10 protein-coding genes are annotated in these 20,378 nt (G+C 36.8%); all 10 read left to right on the top strand.

Annotated elements, in window-relative coordinates:
- Nucleotides 1-4 precede the first annotated feature (4 nt).
- Nucleotides 5-649 carry a response regulator transcription factor gene (locus HND39_04280; GenBank protein QKJ95555.1) on the top strand — a complete coding sequence of 215 codons (645 nt, stop codon included), beginning with the start codon at nt 5-7 and terminating at the stop codon, nt 647-649.
- A gap of 234 nt (nt 650-883) precedes the next feature.
- Nucleotides 884-2,785: a hypothetical protein gene (locus HND39_04275; protein QKJ95554.1), complete on the top strand. Its 1,902-nt coding sequence runs from the start codon at nt 884-886 to the stop codon at nt 2,783-2,785.
- A 124-nt stretch (nt 2,786-2,909) separates the two neighbouring features.
- Nucleotides 2,910-4,616, top strand: coding sequence for a hypothetical protein (locus HND39_04270; GenBank protein ID QKJ95553.1), 1,707 nt, complete (start codon nt 2,910-2,912; stop codon nt 4,614-4,616).
- An 11-nt stretch (nt 4,617-4,627) separates the two neighbouring features.
- The gene (locus HND39_04265; GenBank protein QKJ95552.1) at nt 4,628-5,956 is read left to right on the top strand and encodes a T9SS type A sorting domain-containing protein; all 1,329 of its coding nucleotides are present in this window, start codon (nt 4,628-4,630) and stop codon (nt 5,954-5,956) included.
- Nucleotides 5,957-7,433: 1,477 nt separating this feature from the next.
- The gene (locus HND39_04260) at nt 7,434-7,811 is read left to right on the top strand and encodes a T9SS type A sorting domain-containing protein (GenBank protein QKJ97880.1); all 378 of its coding nucleotides are present in this window, start codon (nt 7,434-7,436) and stop codon (nt 7,809-7,811) included.
- Between the two features lie 111 nt (nt 7,812-7,922).
- Nucleotides 7,923-9,218 (top strand): T9SS type A sorting domain-containing protein, encoded by a 1,296-nt coding sequence (locus HND39_04255; protein ID QKJ95551.1) that lies wholly within the window; start codon nt 7,923-7,925, stop codon nt 9,216-9,218.
- Nucleotides 9,219-9,413: 195 nt separating this feature from the next.
- The gene (locus HND39_04250) at nt 9,414-10,415 is read left to right on the top strand and encodes a T9SS type A sorting domain-containing protein (protein QKJ95550.1); all 1,002 of its coding nucleotides are present in this window, start codon (nt 9,414-9,416) and stop codon (nt 10,413-10,415) included.
- Between the two features lie 924 nt (nt 10,416-11,339).
- On the top strand, nt 11,340-12,518 hold the full coding sequence (locus tag HND39_04245; protein QKJ97879.1) for a T9SS type A sorting domain-containing protein: 1,179 nt from the start codon (nt 11,340-11,342) through the stop codon (nt 12,516-12,518).
- Between the two features lie 200 nt (nt 12,519-12,718).
- Entirely contained in the window at nt 12,719-16,876 is a 4,158-nt protein-coding gene (locus HND39_04240) for a response regulator (GenBank protein QKJ95549.1), read from the top strand.
- 146 nt (nt 16,877-17,022) lie between these two features.
- Entirely contained in the window at nt 17,023-19,899 is a 2,877-nt protein-coding gene (locus HND39_04235) for a T9SS type A sorting domain-containing protein (protein ID QKJ95548.1), read from the top strand.
- Nucleotides 19,900-20,378 lie beyond the last annotated feature (479 nt).

The following is a 20,378-nucleotide window of genomic DNA, read 5'->3' as shown; positions in this document are numbered from 1 at the left end:
GAAAATGAATCGACAGATTGACGTAATAATTATAGAAGACAACGATCTATTTCGTGATTCTTTAAAGGAGGCTATCAACAAGAGCAGTTCAATCCGATGCCAAAACACTTTCAGTTCCGGAGAAACTGCTCTTGATATTATCGAGAAAGAAGAATTGGTTCCCGATATAATTCTTCTCGATATTGGGCTTCCAGGCTTGAGTGGAATTGAATTAATTCCTGAACTAAAAAAATTAACTCCTTCATCAAAGATAATTATCATCACCGTACACGATGACGATGAAAATGTTTTTAAAGCAATCTGTTCCGGCGCCGCAGGTTATCTGCTTAAAGATTTATCCTCAGATAAAATCGTGGATTCAATCAATGAGGTGATGACCGGCGGCGCACCGATGAACTCGCATATCGCAAAGAAAGTTTTGAATATGTTCAGAGATCAGAACATAAAATCGGATGGGTATGATCTTTCGGAAAGAGAAAAAGAAATACTTAGCCTTTTGGTTGATGGATTGAGCAAAAAACAAATCGGGGAAAAAATATTCTTAAGTCATCACACAGTTGATTCTCATCTGCGCAACATCTACGCTAAACTGGAAGTACACTCCCGAAGCAGCGCAATCTCAAAAGCAATAAAAGAAAAACTTCTCTAGTACTTTAACAATTTTGTAACTCAAAATCACGCATTTGCGTGATTGCCGAATTTTATATGCTGATATATCTTATGATCAGATTAAGTAATCCATTTAGCCCTAAGCAGTAATTATTTATTGGTAATCAGTATTAAATAAAAAACAATCAGAACAAAGATGACATCTTTCTTGCCGCAGTCAGATTCAGAAAAAGATGTCATTAGTAAATCTGTCAAAATAATAAACGGAGGTAATATGAAAAACATTCTCTCAACGGCAGCAATAAGCTTTATGCTTATAAATTTTATATCCAACGCACAAGATATAACAAACACACTTGGTGCTGGAGGACAATTTATTGTCAAAGATGCCGTAACAGACTTCTTAACATTAAGTCAGTCAACCGGTCAGGTGAATATCTTAAATTCACTTCGGCTTGAAAATACAGACAACACAACTACCGGAGTAATATTTAAAGGGACAAATAGATTTTTACACAATTATTACAACGGTGTTTCATATAATACTTTTATGGGAATTAATGCCGGAAATTTTACATTAACAACTGCAAACGAAAATACCGGAATCGGTTATCTATCTCTGAGCGATCTTACCACCGGCGATTATAACACAGCAGTGGGCAGGTCTGCTTTAGAGTTCAATACTACCGGATATTCTAACACGGCAATAGGTTATTTTTCACTATCAACTAACACAACAGGGTATTACAACACGGCTGTGGGTGACTATTCATTATTTGCAAACACGAATGGCATTGCAAATACTGCTGTGGGTTATTATTCTTTATCCAGCAACACAACCGGATATTCTAACACCGCTATAGGAAATAGCAGTCTAAATAATAACACGACTGGATATAATAACTCTGCTGTGGGTTATAGATCTTTATTTTCTAACACCACAGGTCCTGGCAACTCGGCTTTGGGACATAACTCTTTATATTCCAATACTACGGGTTTGTATAACACTGCTGTTGGATATTCGTCTTTATACTTCAACAGTACTGGCAGTGATAACATAGCTGTGGGTGGTTTAGCATTATACTATAATACTATAGGTTACCAAAATACTGCCGTTGGATATTCAGCCTTATATGGCAATACAAGTGGTAATAATAATACTGGTGTTGGATTTTTTGCCTTGGAAGAAAATACAACTGGAGACTATAACACTGCAATTGGATATCGTTCTTTAGATACAAATTCAACCGGTAATTATAACACAGCCATCGGTAGTTCATCTTTACGACATAACACGACAGCAAATTATAACACCGCAATAGGATATGAATCTTTATATGCAAATACCTCTGGCACGGTTAATACATCAATTGGAGCGTATTCGTTAAATATTAATAGTACTGGCAGTTGGAACACTGCAGTTGGAAATAATACTCTACGTAATAATACTTTTGGAACTAGTAACACTGCTTCGGGATATAATTCATTAACTTCCAATACAATAGGCGACAATAATTCAGCATTTGGATATTCCTCGGGCTCAAACATAACCACAGGAAGCAATTTAACCTGTATTGGTTATAATGCAGAGCCAACATCTGCAAGTGCAACAAATCAAATTACTCTTGGCAATTCATCTGTTACATCTCTTCGTTGTGCAGTAACAACCATCACTGCTCTTTCAGATGCAAGAGATAAAAAAAATATTAAAGACTTAAACCTTGGAATTGATTTCCTTATGAAATTAAAACCACGCCAATATAACTGGGATAAACGCGAATGGTATGAAAACAATATTTCAGATGGAAGTAAAATGAAAGAAGAACCCACGGCAGGATTTATTGCTCAAGAACTTGATGAAGCACAGATAACTGCAAATGCTGAGTGGCTGAATCTTGTATTAAAGGATAATCCCGAAAAATGGGAAGCAACGCCGGGGAATCTTCTGCCGATAATTGTTAAAGCTGTTCAGGAACTGAAGGCAGAGAATGATGAATTAGAAATTAAAAATGAAAAATTAAAAATTGAAAAGGATGAGGAGATTGCAGAATTAAAAACACGGTTATCAAAATATGAAGAGATGCAAACGATGCTTGTTAAAGAACTTGAACAGTTAAAATCTGATCAGCAGAATTTCAAAGTTCAAATAGTTAAATCAGAAGTCGGTAATCAGTAATCGGTAATTGGTTATCGGTATTAAGTAAAAAACACATAGAACAAAGATGACATCTTTCTTGCCGCAGTCAGATTCAGAAAAAGATGACATCTTTAAAACTGCTAACTAAAAAGATGAGGAAAAAATGAAAACCATTCTATCAACAGCAATAATAAGCTTTATGCTTATAAGTTTTATATCCAATGCACAGGATATAACCAACACGCTTGCACCAGGTGGCAACTTTAAAATAAAAGACGCCACAACAGATTTTTTTATACTTAATCAGTCCAACGGAACAATAACATTACCATTGCAGCTTGGCAGCAGCCAGCAGAGTGCAATCTTTAAAGGCAGTAACAGATTTCTTCATACATATTTTGGCGCGGGAACAAATGGAAACAACTTATTTCTTGGAATAGATGCCGGTAATTTTACAATGGGTGGAGTAAACTCTAATGATGGCAGCTATAACTCAGGAGTAGGGCCCCGGTCTCTTTTCTACAACTCTACGGGTTCTCGGAATTCAGCTTTTGGGTTTCAATCTCTTTACTACAACACAACAGGTACTGATAATTCAGCTTTCGGGCTTAACTCTCTTCTCTTCAACACATCGGGCAATGGTAATTCGGCATTCGGAAGAGCATCTCTTTATTCGAATACAACAGGAATTAACAATACTGCTATAGGTTTCGGTGCACTAAATAGCAATGATGCTGGAAATAATGCAACCGCTATAGGGTACAATGCAATGTTTTATACTAACAACACCTTAGCTGCTTTTAATAATTTTAATGTGGCTGTAGGTTATGAGGCACTCAGAGGCTCAACAATTCCGGCAAATAATACAGGAAACCGTAATACGGCTGTAGGATATATAACATTACAAAATAATTCTACGGGCTCTGATAATTCCGCATTCGGGTTTTCATCAAATTACTTAAACTCAACAGGCTCTGATAATTCCTCATTCGGGTCTTATTCTCTTAACAGCAACACAACAGGATATGAAAATTCTGCGATCGGGAGAAGCTCTCTTTATGCTAACACAACGGGCTTTCGTAATTCAGCGTTCGGAACTGGTGCGGGTCAATTCATAAGCAGCGGAAGCAATTTAACTTGCATAGGTTATAATGCACAACCAACATCGGGAAGTGCAACAAATCAAATTACTCTTGGTAATTCATCTGTTACATCTCTTCGATGTGCAGTTACAACCATTACCGCTCTTTCAGATGCAAGAGATAAAAAAAATATTAAGGATTTAAACCTTGGAATTGATTTCCTTATGAAGTTGAAACCACGCCAATACAACTGGGATAAACGTGAATGGTATGAAAACAATATTTCAGATGGAAGTAAAATGAACGAAGAACCAACTGCAGGATTTATAGCACAAGAACTTGATGAAGCACAGATAAATGCAAATGCTGAATGGCTGAATCTTGTATTAAAGGATAATCCCGAAAAATGGGAAGCAACGCCGGGGAATCTTCTTCCGATAATTGTTAAAGCTGTTCAGGAACTGAAGGCAGAGAATGATGAATTAACAATTAAGAATGAACAACTTGCCTCTGCGTTAGTCGGGTTAACAATTCAGAATGATGAATTAGAAATTAAAAATGAAAAATTGTCCGAAGGACTCCATTCGGAGAAAATTGAAAAGGATGGAGAATTATCTAAGCTTAACGAGGAGATATCATTTCTAAAATCAAAAGTTGAAAATGTTTTATCAATTGAAAAAGAATTAACCAAGATTGACTCGTTGAAAGAAGAATTAATCCAACAGATACAAGAAATGAAGTCCATAAAATCAGAATATGAATTAAAATTTAGCTCATTAAAAAATTAAAGGTGAATAAAATGAAAACCCTAAAATATCTTGCATTATTATTTCTCACATCACAGCTTATAACAGCACAGAGTATTGTGATTGGCGAAGGTGCGTCCATTTACGTTGGTGCTGGTGCTGATGTATGCGCAGGGGTACCTGGAAATATAACAGGCAATTTTTATGGCGAAGGAACTGAGTGCGGACAAAACATTGTAACCACATTTCAGTTATCGGTTTTAATAACCAATGGCTGGAATATGGTATCAGTTCCAGGATTACATCCTGTTGACCAGGATGTTGATACCTGGTGGGCGTTTAGAGATCCGAGTGCAAATGTATTCAGGTTTGTGGCTGGATATCAACAAGTAACAGACGTAACACCTGGAATAGGTTACTGGATGAAACACGCGGGCGATAGAACCTATAACACCGGAGACGAATGGCCCGCAGGTGGAATTCAGATTGTTCCGCACGACCCATTAACCGCAGCAGCGGGATGGAACTTAATTGGAGGATATGAACTAAGCGTAACGGCAGCAAACGTCTCAACTATCCCCCCCGGTTTGCAAAGTGGACCAATTTTTAAATACGCAACCGGTTATCAGATAGCAACAACAATAGACCCGGGATATGGCTACTGGATAAAGCTGACCGCTGCAGGTCAAATAATAATTCCGGAGTCGTTTTCAAAAGAGAACAAGCAAAAAGAATTTTTCCCTCAAGGCTGGGGAAAGATTCTGCTGACAGATGCAGAAGGCAGGCATTATACTTTATATGCAATTAAAGAAGACTCGCCTGAAAATGGAACCAAAGTAGATTTAACTCAATATGAGCTTCCTCCAACGCCGCCATCAGGAATGTTTGACATAAGATATGGAAGCGGAAGAATAGCAGAGGATATAAATTCTGCAACACAATTTATTGAATTGAGCGGAGTTGTTTACCCATTAACTGTTAGAGCAGAGGGTATAAATATCAGGTTAATGGATGAGACAATAAAAAAAGTAAATGAAAATTTAAAATCCGGAAATGAGTTAGTGATTAATGATGGAACAATTCAAAAGTTGAAAGTATCTGTTGAATTAATTCCTGACAAATACTCACTTGAACAGAACTATCCGAATCCATTCAATCCCAGTACAACAATTGAATTCTCTTTGCCGGAAGATGTGCCAAACGTAAAGCTTTCAATCTATAATGCACTCGGAGAGAAGGTAGCCGAGCTGGTAAACGCATCGCTGACAGCAGGAAGATATAGTTATCAGTGGAATGCACAGAACGTTGCAACGGGAATGTACATCTATGAACTGAGAGCTAAAGAATTCGTTGAGGTTAAAAAGATGTTGATGATTAAATAATTCTAACATATAATAAAAAATTCCGATGTGGCAGGAATGATTTAAAACTTTTGAGATGACATCAATCAAATGCTGAAAATTATCTATCACAACAATTTAATTAATTCTTCCTCTGATTAAGAAAGGAGTAATTATGAAATCATTTTTACTTGTGCTTTTGTTGTTGAATACAATTAATGCACAGTGGGTATCTGACTCAACAATAAACAATCCAATTTGCACGGCTGCAGATTATCAGAGAAATCCCCAGCTAACTACTGATGGAAATGGAGGAGCAATAATTGTTTGGGAAGACAGGCGGACTTTTAGTAACCAGCAAGATCTTTATGCACAGCTAATTAATTCGGACGGATACATCCAATGGACTAATGATGGAATAATTGTCAGCACCGAAACGGATGATCAGGTAACTCCTCAAATAATCAGTGATGGAAACGGAGGGGCGATTATCGTATGGCAGGATAACCGATCCGGGAATGCAAATATTTATACGCAGAGAATTAATAATAACGGTTCAGCTCAATGGACAGCTAATGGAATTCCTGTATGCACAGCAGCTAACCAGCAATTTGAACCTAAACTAATTAGTGATGGAAATAGCGGGGCAATAATCGTTTGGAAAGATTACAGAAGTGGATTCGGTTACGATATTTATGCTCAACGTGTTGATGCTAACGGTAATATGTTGTGGCAGTCTGATGGAGTAGTAATTTGTTCGGCTGTAAACGAACAGAGCGCTCAGCAAATTATAAGCGATGGTGCTGATGGTGCGATTATCGTATGGCAGGATAAACGCGCAAGTGACTTTGATTTATATGCTCAAAGAATAGATGAGAATGGAAATCCGCTTTGGATAATTGATGGTGTTGAACTTTGCGATGAGGGAAATAACCAGAGTTCCCCTGTGATGATTTCGGATGGTGCAGGTGGAGCTATTATCGTATGGCACGATGTCCGTAATGGTACCGACATGGATATCTTCGCACAAAGAATTAATTCAAATGGAAACAAACTTTGGATAGCAGAAGGTGTTTCAATTTGTGAGGAAACCGGAAATCAAACTGCCCCGCAAATTACAAATGATGGGAACGATGGGGCTGTTATGGTTTGGACTGATTACCGTTCAGGAGATGCCAATCTTTATTCTCAAAGTGTGAATCCGAGTGGAAATGTTCTGTGGACTTTAGATGGAATAGAAATTTGCACTGCAAATTATAATCAGTCGGAACCGCAAATCATCAGCGATGAAAGTGGTAATGCAATTATAGTTTGGCAGGACCACCGGCAGCAATACGAAGATGATATCTATGCTCAACGAATAAATAACAGTGGAAATATTTTGTGGTCAGTCAACGGAGTTCCGGTAAGTGTGCCAGCTCTCGATCAATCACTGCCGCAACTAATTTTTTCTGAAAACTACAATGTTATAATTGCCTGGGAAGACAGACGAAGTAGTGACTATGATATTTACGCTTCAATGGTTGATTCAAGCGGTAATTTAACTGGTGATCCTGTTTCTGTTCACGATGAAAATAAACTGCCAGCTTCATTTGAACTTTACCAGAATTATCCCAACCCATTTAATCCTTCAACAAAGATAAGATTCAGCATCCCCTCCGTCACCCTGAGCGAAGTCGAAGGGTCTCTGGTGACACTAAAAATCTATGATGTGCTTGGAAATCTTGTTGCAACTTTGGTTAATGAAAATAAACCAGCTGGGAAATATGAATTTGAGTTTAATTCCAATAGTCATTCCGGCTTGTCCGGAATCAGAGAACTATCGAGTGGAATTTACTTCTATCGCTTACAAGCCGGTTCATTCGTTGAAACAAAGAAGATGATACTTATCCGGTAATATTTAATCCAAAGAAAATCTGAAAGAGTTTATGAATGAAAAATATACTAAATAAAAATTTTTAATAACTAATGAACTTTATCACAGAATAAATAAAAGGAACAATGAATTATGCAAAAGATCTCACTATTAATTACTTTTACTTTAATCCTAGTGCAAATGAACCGAGCACAATGGATACCACAGAACAGCGGAACAACAAATAGTTTGACTGATGTATATTTTGTTAATGGTGGTACGGGATGGGCTGTGGGAACATTTGGAATAATCCTTAAAACTGTTGATGGCGGATCGAGTTGGAATCCACAGACAAGTGGTATATCAAGTAATCTACATTCGGTCTATTTCCTCGATGAAAACACTGGCTGGGCTGTTGCGGATAACAGAATAATTCTCCGGACAACAGATGGGGGTGATAATTGGTCGATACTTCTAAGCGGAGGCTACTCATTAATTTCAGTCTGTTTCGTTGATGACTCTACCGGGTGGGCTGTTGGTATCGGAGGAAACATCTTAAAAACAACTAACGGAAACTACTGGACACAACAAGTAAGCGGGACTACAGTCGCCCTGCGATCAGTCCACTTTATAAATGAAAACATCGGCTGGATTGTTGGCGGTGACTTATATGATCCGGGGACAATACTCAAAACTACCAATGGTGGTACAGATTGGATTTCTACAACAAGTGACACGATAGGTTATTTAGCATCTGTCTTTTTCATCGACGAAAATGTTGGCTGGGCTTCAGGACAGTACGGGACAATTATTAAAACTGTAGATGGAGGAACTGAATGGTTTACGCAGTCAATCAGCCAGGCAGCAAACTTAAACTCGATCTATTTCACTGATGCCAATACCGGTTATGCGGTGGGAGAAGCAGCGGGGATTTATGGAAAGATCTTAAAATCAACAAACGGTGGAACAAATTGGTTCACACAAATAGCAGGTACTATAAACACATTATACTCAGTTTTTTTTGCAGATGCTAACACTGGCTGGGCTGTGGGATACGGAGGAACAATTCTAAAAACCACAAATGGAGGTGTTACATTTCTTGAGGAGGAAAAAAATGAATTCAATCCCTATGAATATGTTTTAGAGCAAAACTATCCTAACCCATTTAATCCAACAACAAAGATAAGATTCAGCATTCCCTCCGTCACCCTGAGCGAAGCCGAAGGGTCTCTGGTGACACTAAAAATCTATGATGTGCTTGGAAATGAAGTTGCAACTTTGGTTAATGAAAATAAACCTGCGGGAAGTTATGAAGTTGAATTCGGTAGTCATTCTGACGAAGGTCAGAACCTGCCTGCCGGTAGGCAAGGTCTCGCAAGCGGAATTTACTTCTACAGATTACAAGCCGGTTCATTCGTTGAATCAAAAAAAATGGTCTTGTTGAAATAAATTTTTCTTTCTCTCCTATATAAAAGAAGGGATATGCACAGCCTCGGGTTTGATATCCCTTCGCTTTTAATTTTCGCATTTCTCAACTAAAACTTCCTTTAAAATCACGCAAATGCGTGATGCATTCCTTTATCATTGAATTTATTTTTAATTACAAAAACAACATCATTATTAATAAAACAAGGAATAAACCAAATGAAAAAGCTTTTACTTATAGTAATTTTAAATATTCTATTTCATCAAAGCTACTTTGCCCAGTGGTCAGGGAATGCCCTGTATTATGATGGAGTAAATGACTATGTAAATTTCGGTCAGTCAATTGTTTTTAATGTTGATACTGCGGTTACGTATGAATTTTGGATTAAACCAGATTCGGGTGCGTCCGGATTTATCTTTAATAAATGGGTAGGTTTTCAAGAAGATAAGCAAATTACATATTCCGGTGGAATAGTGGGATTCTATTTATTTAATGTTTTTGGTGGGGCAATATTATATAGCAAATCATCAATCCCAGAACGTCAGTACACGCATATTGCTGCAACATATAATGGCTCTGTCGCAAAAATATTTTTAAATGGTGTACTGGATACCTCGAAAATTGTTGGTAACGGAGTTAATAGTTCTTTTGGGAATTTCTTTACGGGTTTTAATCCGGATAGAGATTGGGTATATCCATATGAAGGGATAATCGATGAATTTAGGATTTGGAATGTCGCTAGAACTGAATCAGAAATTCAGTCCACAATGTATATGGAGTTGAATGGAAATGAATTTGGTTTAATAGGTTATTGGAATTTTGATGAGGGTGTGGGAACAATAACAGCAGATCAAACAAGTAATGGAAACAATGGAACTATCAGCGGTGCTACTTGGGTTATATCAGGAATTACAGATGTAGAAGAATCAAATTCTTCACCTAATTCTTATAATCTTTCACAAAACTATCCAAACCCATTTAATCCAAGTACAACAATTGAATTTTCAATTCCGAATCCGGGCTTAGTTCAACTTAAAGTGTTCAACATTCTTGGTCAGGAAGTCAAATCTTTAATGAATGAAGAAAAGTCCGCTGGAAATTATTCTGTGCAATTTAATGCTTCACAATTTGCAAGTGGGATTTATTTCTACCAGTTACAGGCAGGTTCCCCAAAGGGGCACGCATTTGTTGAAACAAAGAAGATGTTGATGCTTAAGTAATATGTCACTTAAGCAGAAATCCCGTTTTGCGGGGATTTTGATTAAATAATTATAAACAAACAAAGATGACATCTTTTGAAAAGATGTCATCTTTAATAAAATAAATTTTTATTCTCTCTCCTATATAAGAGAAGGAAAACAACACAGATTACAACCCGGTTTTCCTTCTCTACGATTTTATTCAAATAATCATAAGACAAATTTCTAAAAATCACGCATTTGCGTGATGCGTTGCTATTTCTATTAACTTATTTTTAATAGCGAAAAGAAGAACAACCAGAAAGAACTTTTAAAGGTGAATTTTCTTTGGAAGGAATGCCCAGATAAATTTATTTCAATAATCTGCAAATTTGAAACTTTATTGGAATTAAAAAATCGAAAAAAGAAGAACTTAATAAAAATTTTCTCTTAAACAGTATTAGATAGGAGTTAGTTATGAAGAATTTATTTCACACTTTGTTTTTCCTTTTATTGTTTTTAATAGCAACGTTTCCTCAGGATAGAATTCACAAAAGGATTACGCCCGAGAAACTTACTGCAAAAAGAAATTTGGAGCTACTAAAATCAAATGTAGATGATTTACACGGATTGCATAATAAAGAATCTTTACTATTTAAATCTAAAAGCAGCAACTGGCAGACAGCTTCAAGAAATCTACAAAGAGAGTTTTATGAAGAAGAAGGATTTGACACAAAGGATACAAGGACAATCATTAACAAAACATTGCTTGGTGGTGGTTTCCTGGTTGTAGAAATAATCTGGGAAGAATGGAATGGTTCTAATTGGGTGAAGAATTATAGGTATTCATACAGTTATGATGGAAACGATAACCTGACTAACGATAGCCTTCAAACCTGGGTTGGTTCTGCCTGGGTGTATAGTAGTAATCGCTCATACACATATGATGGTAACAATAACCTGATTATGGAAGTCGCCCAAGGCTGGGATGGTTCTGCTTGGGTAAATGTATTAAAGCAGTCTTATGCATATGATGGAAGCAATAATGAGATTGAACATGTCCGCCAAAATTGGGAAGGTTCAGTTTGGGTGAATGATAGAAGATGGTCATACACATATGATGGAAACAATAACCAGACCGAGGAAATCTATCAAAATTGGATTGGTTCTGCCTGGGTGAATAGTTATAGGTTTTCATACACTTATGATGGTAACAATAACTGGACTGAATTCCTAGAGCAAAACTGGGATGGTTCTGTCTGGGTGAATTGGGAAAAGTACACATATACATATGATGGAAACAATAACCTGACTGAGACGCTCGTGTATGGCTGGGTTGGTTCTGCTTGGTTGCTTTATTCAAGGTTATCATACACATATGATGGAAATAATAACAAGATTCAATATCTCCATCAATACTGGGATGGTTCAGGTTGGTTGGATTATTCAAAGAATTCATACGCTTATAATGGAAACAATGACCTGACTGAGGAGATCTATCAAACCTGGGATGGTTCTGCCTGGGTGAATGTTAGTAGGCTTTCATACACATATGATGCAAACAATAACGAGATTGAATATCTCCGCCAAAATGGGGATGGTTCCGGCTGGGTGAATTTTTCTAAGTGGTCATACACATACGATGGAAACAATGACCTGACTGAAGAGCTCTATCAAACCTGGGAAAATTCTGCCTGGGAGAAAGATAAAAAGTACACATATACATATGATGGAAACTACGAGTGGCCGTACACATATAATGGAATCAATAACCTGACTGGATATCTTTATCAAACCTGGAATGGATCTGTCTGGGTGAACGTGGATAAATTTATGTATTCATATATTCCGACTGGAATCGAGCAGCTTGGGGGTGAAGTTAGCACTTACAGTTTATCAAATAACTATCCGAACCCATTTAACCCTTCAACAAAAATCCGGTTTCAAATTCCTGAAATGGGTTTTATATCATTGAAGATATATGATATTCTGGGAAACGAAATTACTACGCTGGTGAATGAAGAACTTCAGTCTGGTAGTTATGAAGCGGAATTCAATGCTTCAAATTATTCATCGGGAATTTACTTCTATACTCTTCAAGCTGGTTCATTCGTTGAAACAAAGAAAATGTTGATGCTTAAGTGATGTGTCACTTATGCAGAAATCCCGCTTTGCGGGGATTTTATTGAAATAAATTCTGGCATTTCTCTAAAGGCCCTGTTCTTTTATCGAACGGGGCTTTTTTGTCTAATAGCTTAGTTTTATCTAATCCGGTTTTACTATATCTTGGTGACAAGTAAATTCATTACAGGGTTTTTTACCGATTAATATTCTCTATTTCGAAAATGACTAAGTGCTTTTTCATCTTTTTTCTATTTCTGATTGCCTGTAATCTATCAGCACAATCACAGAGACTCCGTTTTGACCATATAACAACAGACAATGGTTTGTCCGATAATTATGTAACGCACATCTTCCAGGATAAAAAAGGATTTATCTGGATAAGCACACAGGATGGAATAAATCGCTTTGATGGTTATGATTTTAAACACTACAAACACATTCCCGGCAAGTTGAATTCTCTTGGCGATTATGCTGTCAATCATATCTTCGAAGATTCAAAAGGGATATTCTGGATTTCAACAAGAGACGGATTAAATAAGTTTAATCCCGTGACAGAAACATTCGTGCATTATAAAATGGATAAAAAAGATCCGAATTCATTGAGCGCCAAAAGAGTATATGGATGTGTTGAAGATAAAAATGGAAATATCTGGATTGCAACAAGTAATGGTTTAAATAGATTCGAACCGACTAAAGAAACTTTTGAAAAATATACCCGGGTTTCGGGTGATAGCAAGAGCATAAGTGATAATGTTATTGCAACTTTGTTCTCCGACAGCAAAGGAAATTTGTGGATTGGAACAACTAATGGATTAAATCTTTATGATTTCGAATCCAATACGTTCAAAACTTTTTTGACAGAAAGCGGAGAACCAAATTCTCCCGGTACTAATAGAATCACTGCGCTGTACGAAGATAGTAAGGGAACTTTATGGATTGGAACAAGAGGAGGATTGGTAAAATTAATTTCTATCGGTTCCCAATCAATCGAAACTAAAATTTATAAACACGTCCCTGAAGACAAATCTTCAATCAGCAGCAATCTTATTACAGAGATTGACGAGGATAGTAATGGCAAACTCTGGATCGGAACATTTGGTGGTGGACTCAATATTTTCAACTCATCTTCAGAAAAATTTGAATCGGTGAGATATTCACCAGATGATAAATACGGTTTGAGCAGCGATTTATTTTTTGCTTTGCTCGTTGATAATTACGATAATGTCTGGATTGGTAACACCACAACCGGTATTGATAAGTACAGTCCGACAAGCCAAAGGTTTCAGCATTATCAAATAACAATAGATAAGACAGAACCCGGAATAAATAGTGTTACAAGTTTTCTTATTGACAGCGAAGGGAAATTGTGGCTTGGAACTGAAAACGAGGGTATAATTGTTTATGCAAACAAAATACCTGATGAACAAAATATTCTCTTCAATCTGAACGCCTCAGGAAAAAATAATTTCTCATTAAGCGGTAATTATATTACGTCTATCTTCGAAGATGATGAAGGAATGGTCTGGATTGGTACGGCTGATTATGGTTTGAATATGTTCAACCCAGCAACAAAGCAAGTTGAAATATTCAAAAACGATCCGAATAATTCAAACTCACTCAGCGGTGATTTTATTCATTCAATCTATCAGGACAATGAAGGAATAATCTGGATTGGTACCGGGAGAAACGGGCTAAACAGATTTGATAAAAAAAATAAAGCCTTTAAACGGTTCAATGAAAATCCTGATGATCCAACAAATAATAAATTCCTTAGTTCAAGGGAAGTTATATCAATAGTTGAAGACCGCAATGGATTTCTATGGCTTGGTACTACAATAGGCGGAACGAACAAGTTCGATAAAAAAACTGAAACATTTCAACATTTTATTCATGTTCACAAAGACGGAACAAGCATTAGCAGCAATAGGGTTGTGTGTTTGTTCATTGATAGCAAAAATAGATTATGGGTTGGAACTTACAACGGAGGATTAAATTTATTTGATGAAAAAACCAACTCATTTATTCACTTCATGGAAATAGATGGTTTGCCAGATAATACAATCCAATCAGTTATAGAAGATGAAGAAGGGATGTTGTGGCTTGGAACCACAAACGGGATTTCAAGATTCGACCCGGAAAACAGATCATTCAAAAATTATGATGTGAGTGATGGGCTCCAGGGAAAAGAGTTTAATTCCAAATCCTGTTTACGTGATTTCGAATCAGGAACACTGTACTTTGGTGGGATAAATGGGTTGAACATTTATTCTCCCGGATCTATTCAGGAAAAGAGAACTCCTCCGGCAATAATTCTTACAGAGTTTAAATTGTTTGATAAAACTGTTTCTCCTTCCGAAGATTCGCCTATAAAACAAAGCTCCGCTTATACGGATGAAATTGTTTTAAACTATGATCAGGACATAATTTCTTTTTCATTTGCTTCCTTGGATTTTACAAGTCCTCAAAAAAATCAGTATGCTTACAAGCTTGAAGGTTTTAATGACGATTGGATTTACGCCGGAAATATTCGTGAGGTTACTTATACAAATTTGAGTCCCGGCGATTATAAATTTAAAGTAAAAGGTACAAACAGTGATGGCTACTGGAACGAAACGGGATTGGAAATATCTTTAATTGTTAATCCCCCGTTCTGGCAAACCTGGTGGGCGTATTCAATTTATATTCTTTCTCTGATCGGTGCACTTATTTTTGTACGAAGATACGAGATGAACAGAATAAAACTGAAAAATGATTTTAAGCAAAAAGAGTTTGAGGCAAATAAACTTCAGGAAGTCGATCAGATCAAATCAAGATTTTTTGCAAACATTTCTCATGAATTCAGAACTCCATTGACAATTATTCTTGGCTCACTTGAAAAGCTGAGGCACAAATCAGAAAAAACTTCCGATGAAAAAGATTATAATCTTGTTAAAAGGAATGCCTCAAGACTTCTTCAGCTTATAAACCAATTGCTTGAACTTTCAAGAATTGAATCAGGAAACGCAAAGCTGGAAAGTGCAGAACAAGATATTGTAAAATTCACGAAAAGGATCACTGCTTCATTTTCATCTCTTGCATATCAAAAAAATCTTCATTTGAATTTTAATGGAGAAGAAATTGAAAATTCAAATAACACTCCTGCGGTTTCTGTTTTCTTCGATAAGAAAAAACTCGAAACTGTTTTTTATAATCTTCTTTCAAACGCAATCAAGTTCACACCTAAAGATGGGACAATAAATGTTTCGGTTTCAAAAAACACAGACCATATAGAAATCAAATTTGAAAATTCGGGGACAGAAATACCGTCAGACAAAGTTTCAAAAATTTTCGATAGGTTTTATCAAGTTGATGACAGCGGAACAAGAAATTTTGAGGGAACCGGAATCGGTCTTTCACTTGTTAAAGAATTTGTTGAATTGCACAAAGGCAGAATTGAAGTTGAAAGCAAAAACAACCTGACTACATTTATAATTTATCTTCAACTTGGAAATAATCATTTAAGTAAAACTGAAATAGTAACAGCAGTTCAAGATGAAGATCAAAAACAGTTCACCGAAACAAAAGAAGAAATAAAAATTCCTGCTTCAGATATTATTTCTGAAAAGGAAATCAAGGAAGCAAACAAAACAATTATTCTTGTTGTTGAAGACAATACCGATCTCAGAGAAATGGTGAAAGAGCATTTGCAGGATAAATATTTTGTAATTGAAGCTGAAAATGGTGTTAAAGGTTTTGAAGCTGCTGAAGAAAAAATCCCTGACCTGATCATCAGCGATATTATGATGCCAGAAATGGATGGCTATCAGCTTTGTAAAAAAATTAAGACGAATGAAAAGACAAATCATATTCCTGTAATTCTTTTAACTGCAAAAGCTGCAACTGAAGATAAGCTTGAAGGACTCGAAACAGGTGCTGATGATTATCTCATCAAACCATTCAATGAAGATGAGCTGAAAATCAGAGTGAGAAACCTGATTACGATCCGTAAGCAGATAAGGGAAAAATTCCAGTCGCAGATGCTTTATACACCATCGGGTACAGTTGTTCCTTCAACACAAAAAGTATTTATGGATAAATTTGTCTCGATGATTGAGAAGAATATCGAGAATGAAGAATTTTCTGTTGAGATGTTATCTGAAGAAATGGGTATGAGCAGAACACAGCTTCATAGAAAAATTAAAGCTATCACTAATCAATCAGCTTCAGAATTTATAAGGAATTTTAGACTACAGAAAGCAGCCGACCTGCTGAAACAGGATGCAGGAAATATTGCAGAAATATCATATCAAGTTGGGTTCGGTAGTCAGGCATATTTCACAAAAGCTTTCCAGGAAATCTACAAATCCACACCTCTCGAATACAAGAAAAAGTTCAATTAATAGCCTCTTTTTAAGATCTTATTGGTGTAACCCGGCAGCATGTAACGCCAGTTATAAAAATTGAAACACCAAAGGAATATTTCGCTCGCTTCAAAACATACCTTTATCCCTCAGATAATATTCATTTTTTCATTTGAGGAGGTTTTATGAAAACTATAATAGCAACAATTTTTGTTTTGGTCGCTACATCGGAAATTTTTCCACAGCCCTTGAACGGCTCATATACGATCGGAGGCGGCAATCCGGATTATATAACCCTTCAGGATGCAGCTAATGCTCTGAAAGCAAATGGAGTTTCAGGTCCTGTGTTTTTCAACATTCGTCCCGGAACATATTCAAAGAATGGAGGCAATAATACAGTCCTTATACTCGATAGTTTAGTTAATGGATTGTCATCTTCCAATCGGGTAAGCTTCCAACCGGATGATGCAGCAGGAGGAAATGTGGCTAATGTTATTCTGGAAAGGAACATAACTAATCCAAGCACAGCAGATGCAAAACTTGTTTTGGTGAGTTTGGACTATGTCACCTTCCAAAATATAACTTTCCGGGAGAATGATATATCACAGCATGTGTTCTTTAATCGTTTCGTTGAACTGAAAACTTCTTTCTATAATTCTCCATTAGTTGAAGACATTGAGTTTATTGGGTGCAGATTTATTGGTACGGATCCAAGTAGTACCGAAACAGGACTTGCTTTTGCTTCTCAGGTAAAAGGTATTACAATTCGTGAAAGTACTTTCCTTCGATTATTGGTAGGGGTCGAAGGCTCCGGGACCCAAAATGAAAACGTTGTTATTGAAAACAATCAATTCCTAAAAGGATACTACGCCGTTAATGGTTCTGGAAGTCCGGGTGGGGCAGCTATGCAAGTTTATGGTCAAAATATAATTATTAAGAAAAACATTATTGATTTTAGCGAAAGCACTACAGGAGGATATCTTGGTATTTATGTAAATGTTTTAGATGGCGGTCAATATGTAATTATTGAAGAGAATTTATTTAAAGGTTGGGTGTCGCAAGCAATTTATTTGTATGGATATGGTGGTGCTCAGGCTGATTCATCATACATTGCAAATAATATGATTTATGTTGCGTCTGTTCCAGTTTGGGCAAATGAACCAGCTTATGGACTAAGAGTTACGGCAAGTAATGTAAACATTGTATTCAACACAATGGTTTTGGTCGGTTATGGAACATACGGGCTAAGTGTTCACGGCAATAATTGTAACGTTTTTAACAATATAATTATTAATAGAGTTCAAAGTGGATCTAATATAACTTATGATCAGGGTAATAGCTCTCAATCACTAAATCTTCAAACAGATTACAATGATATTTATAGAACTGATGGTTCTTCGATCCTGGTTTATAGTGATGGAGTTTATTACTACACATTTGGAGATTATATAAATGCAACCGAGCTGGATACAAATTCTATTTCTCAGGATATAGAGTTTGTTGCGCCTGATGATCTACATTTGACAGAATGCCAATCACAGGATCCGAATTTACGAGGAATTCCGATAGACGGAATTACAATTGATATTGATGGAGAGCTCCGAAACGAAACTTCGCCTGTCATGGGCGCCGACGAATACGATGCGCGTATGAATGATATGTTTGGAGATCCTTTCGTAACAGCATTACCTGGAACAGCATTCTCAATTGATTCAGCACCATTTGATAATCTGCTTGCAGACGGTTTTGCTATCCCTGATTATGATAACAATCAAGTTCGCTTGTACCATTACAATGGTGACAGAACTTACTCTCATTCGGGAACTATTCAAACCGGTAATTGGCCACCTACTGGAGTTAAATTTTTTGATGTTGATTCGGACGATCATCTTGATTTGATAGTCGGATACGAAGAGAACTGGTTGCAAATTTATTTTGGAGATGGGGCTGGCGGATTTCCTACACTTGCAAACCTCGAGTCACTGGGTCATGTTCGATCCATGGAGGTTGGCATTGATCAATATAACCAGGAACCTATATTATATCTAACAATTGATGATGCTGGTTTTCCGCCTCAACGCAGTTTTTTGGCTTACGTCTGGAATTGGGAGGGGACTTGGGAGATAAGAGAAACCAGACAACCTGGAAGTATTTACCCCGATACCATTTATGCTGTGATGGATGATTTTGCAATCGGTAACCTTGATTCTGAGCCCGATCTTGAATTATTTGCACTCACTGTTGGTACTTTGGGTGAAGCTTATCTTTTTAAAGACAGTATTATTTCGGGGTCTATTCATCCATATGCAATACACTACAGATATATACTTGGTAATACTTCAAGTTACGGTACTTCTAGCATCGAGATGGCTGATTTTGATGGTGACGGTGATAATGATATTGTAACAACCGGCTATGATAAGAATGATCTTGTGCTGCTTAAAAATTTAGGCAATTTTACATTTGCCGATGAAGAGATTATAACCAGGCAAACAGAAGGTTTTGTAACTATGGATTATGAAAATGATGGAGACATAGATATTGTTACTATGAATCGCCGGCTTGATACAAATGGAATTACTGTTTTTCTAAATGATGGCTTTGGCAATTTTACTGCTCGTGAAAATTGTTACTTCCCGTATGCTAATGGAGTTCCATGGTCAATCATAGCTTCCGATTTTGATCGGGACGGCAGAACCGATATAGCTATTACTTCAACCAGCGATTCACTTTTTGTTTTATATAATTTAGGCGGTGGAACTGTTGGTATTCAAGATGAGGAAACTGAAGTGATTCCGGATTCATATTCGCTCACACAAAATTTTCCAAATCCATTTAATCCCACGACAACTATTCAGTTTTCAATTCCTGTTTCTGGATTAGTGCAGCTTTCAATCTATAACATTCTTGGCGAAGAAGTGAAAACTTTATTGAATGAAGAAAAATCTGCTGGAAATCATTCTGTACAATTCAATGCTTCTCATCTTGCAAGCGGAATTTATTTGTATAGAATTCAAGCAGAAAACTTTGTTCAAACTAAGAAGATGATTCTTCTCAAATAAGCAAAGGACAACACAAAATGAAAATTAATTTATTAGTGCGTCTTGTTTTATTAGTTTCGATATCAACTGTAAGCATTGCACAATGGACTTCCATTGACGGACCGGAAGGTGGTGAAATCGCTGCTATCACAAACGCAGGAAGTTATATTGTTTGCGGTGCCGCTGATGGTGATATCTTTACTTCTGTTGACAATGGAGTTAGCTGGACTAAGAGAGGAAAAGTTCCTGGAGTATTTATCACTAGACTTACTGCAGGTTCAGAGGCGTTATTTGCAAGAAGCAGTAACGGGCTCTACAGGTCTACAAACCAAGGCGATACTTGGGAACTTCAATTAGATCCCGGAATTTTTATTGGAAAAGTTTTTGCAACCGGAACTCAAGTGCTTGCACCAACAGGCAACGGATTATTTTATTCTTCAAACAGCGGTACTGATTGGACAAATGTTACTGGAAATCTTCCACTTACGGTTCATGCAGTT

This window comes from Ignavibacteriota bacterium (assembly GCA_013285405.1).
In the GTDB taxonomy this organism is placed as follows: Bacteria; Bacteroidota; Ignavibacteria; order Ignavibacteriales; family Ignavibacteriaceae; genus IGN2.
Note: the sequence above shows the minus strand (reverse complement) of the source record. Positions and strands in the feature narration are given on the sequence as shown.

Bases quoted from the DNA above. Each gene is read 5' to 3' on its own strand.
- HND39_04280 (QKJ95555.1), top strand. From the start codon at position 5: ATGAATCGACAGATTGACGTAATAATTATAGAAGACAACGATCTATTT.
- HND39_04275 (QKJ95554.1), top strand. From the start codon at position 884: ATGAAAAACATTCTCTCAACGGCAGCAATAAGCTTTATGCTTATAAAT.
- HND39_04270 (QKJ95553.1), top strand. From the start codon at position 2,910: ATGAAAACCATTCTATCAACAGCAATAATAAGCTTTATGCTTATAAGT.
- HND39_04265 (QKJ95552.1), top strand. From the start codon at position 4,628: ATGAAAACCCTAAAATATCTTGCATTATTATTTCTCACATCACAGCTT.
- HND39_04260 (QKJ97880.1), top strand. From the start codon at position 7,434: ATGGTTGATTCAAGCGGTAATTTAACTGGTGATCCTGTTTCTGTTCAC.
- HND39_04255 (QKJ95551.1), top strand. From the start codon at position 7,923: ATGCAAAAGATCTCACTATTAATTACTTTTACTTTAATCCTAGTGCAA.
- HND39_04250 (QKJ95550.1), top strand. From the start codon at position 9,414: ATGAAAAAGCTTTTACTTATAGTAATTTTAAATATTCTATTTCATCAA.
- HND39_04245 (QKJ97879.1), top strand. From the start codon at position 11,340: ATGGAAGTCGCCCAAGGCTGGGATGGTTCTGCTTGGGTAAATGTATTA.
- HND39_04240 (QKJ95549.1), top strand. From the start codon at position 12,719: ATGACTAAGTGCTTTTTCATCTTTTTTCTATTTCTGATTGCCTGTAAT.
- HND39_04235 (QKJ95548.1), top strand. From the start codon at position 17,023: ATGAAAACTATAATAGCAACAATTTTTGTTTTGGTCGCTACATCGGAA.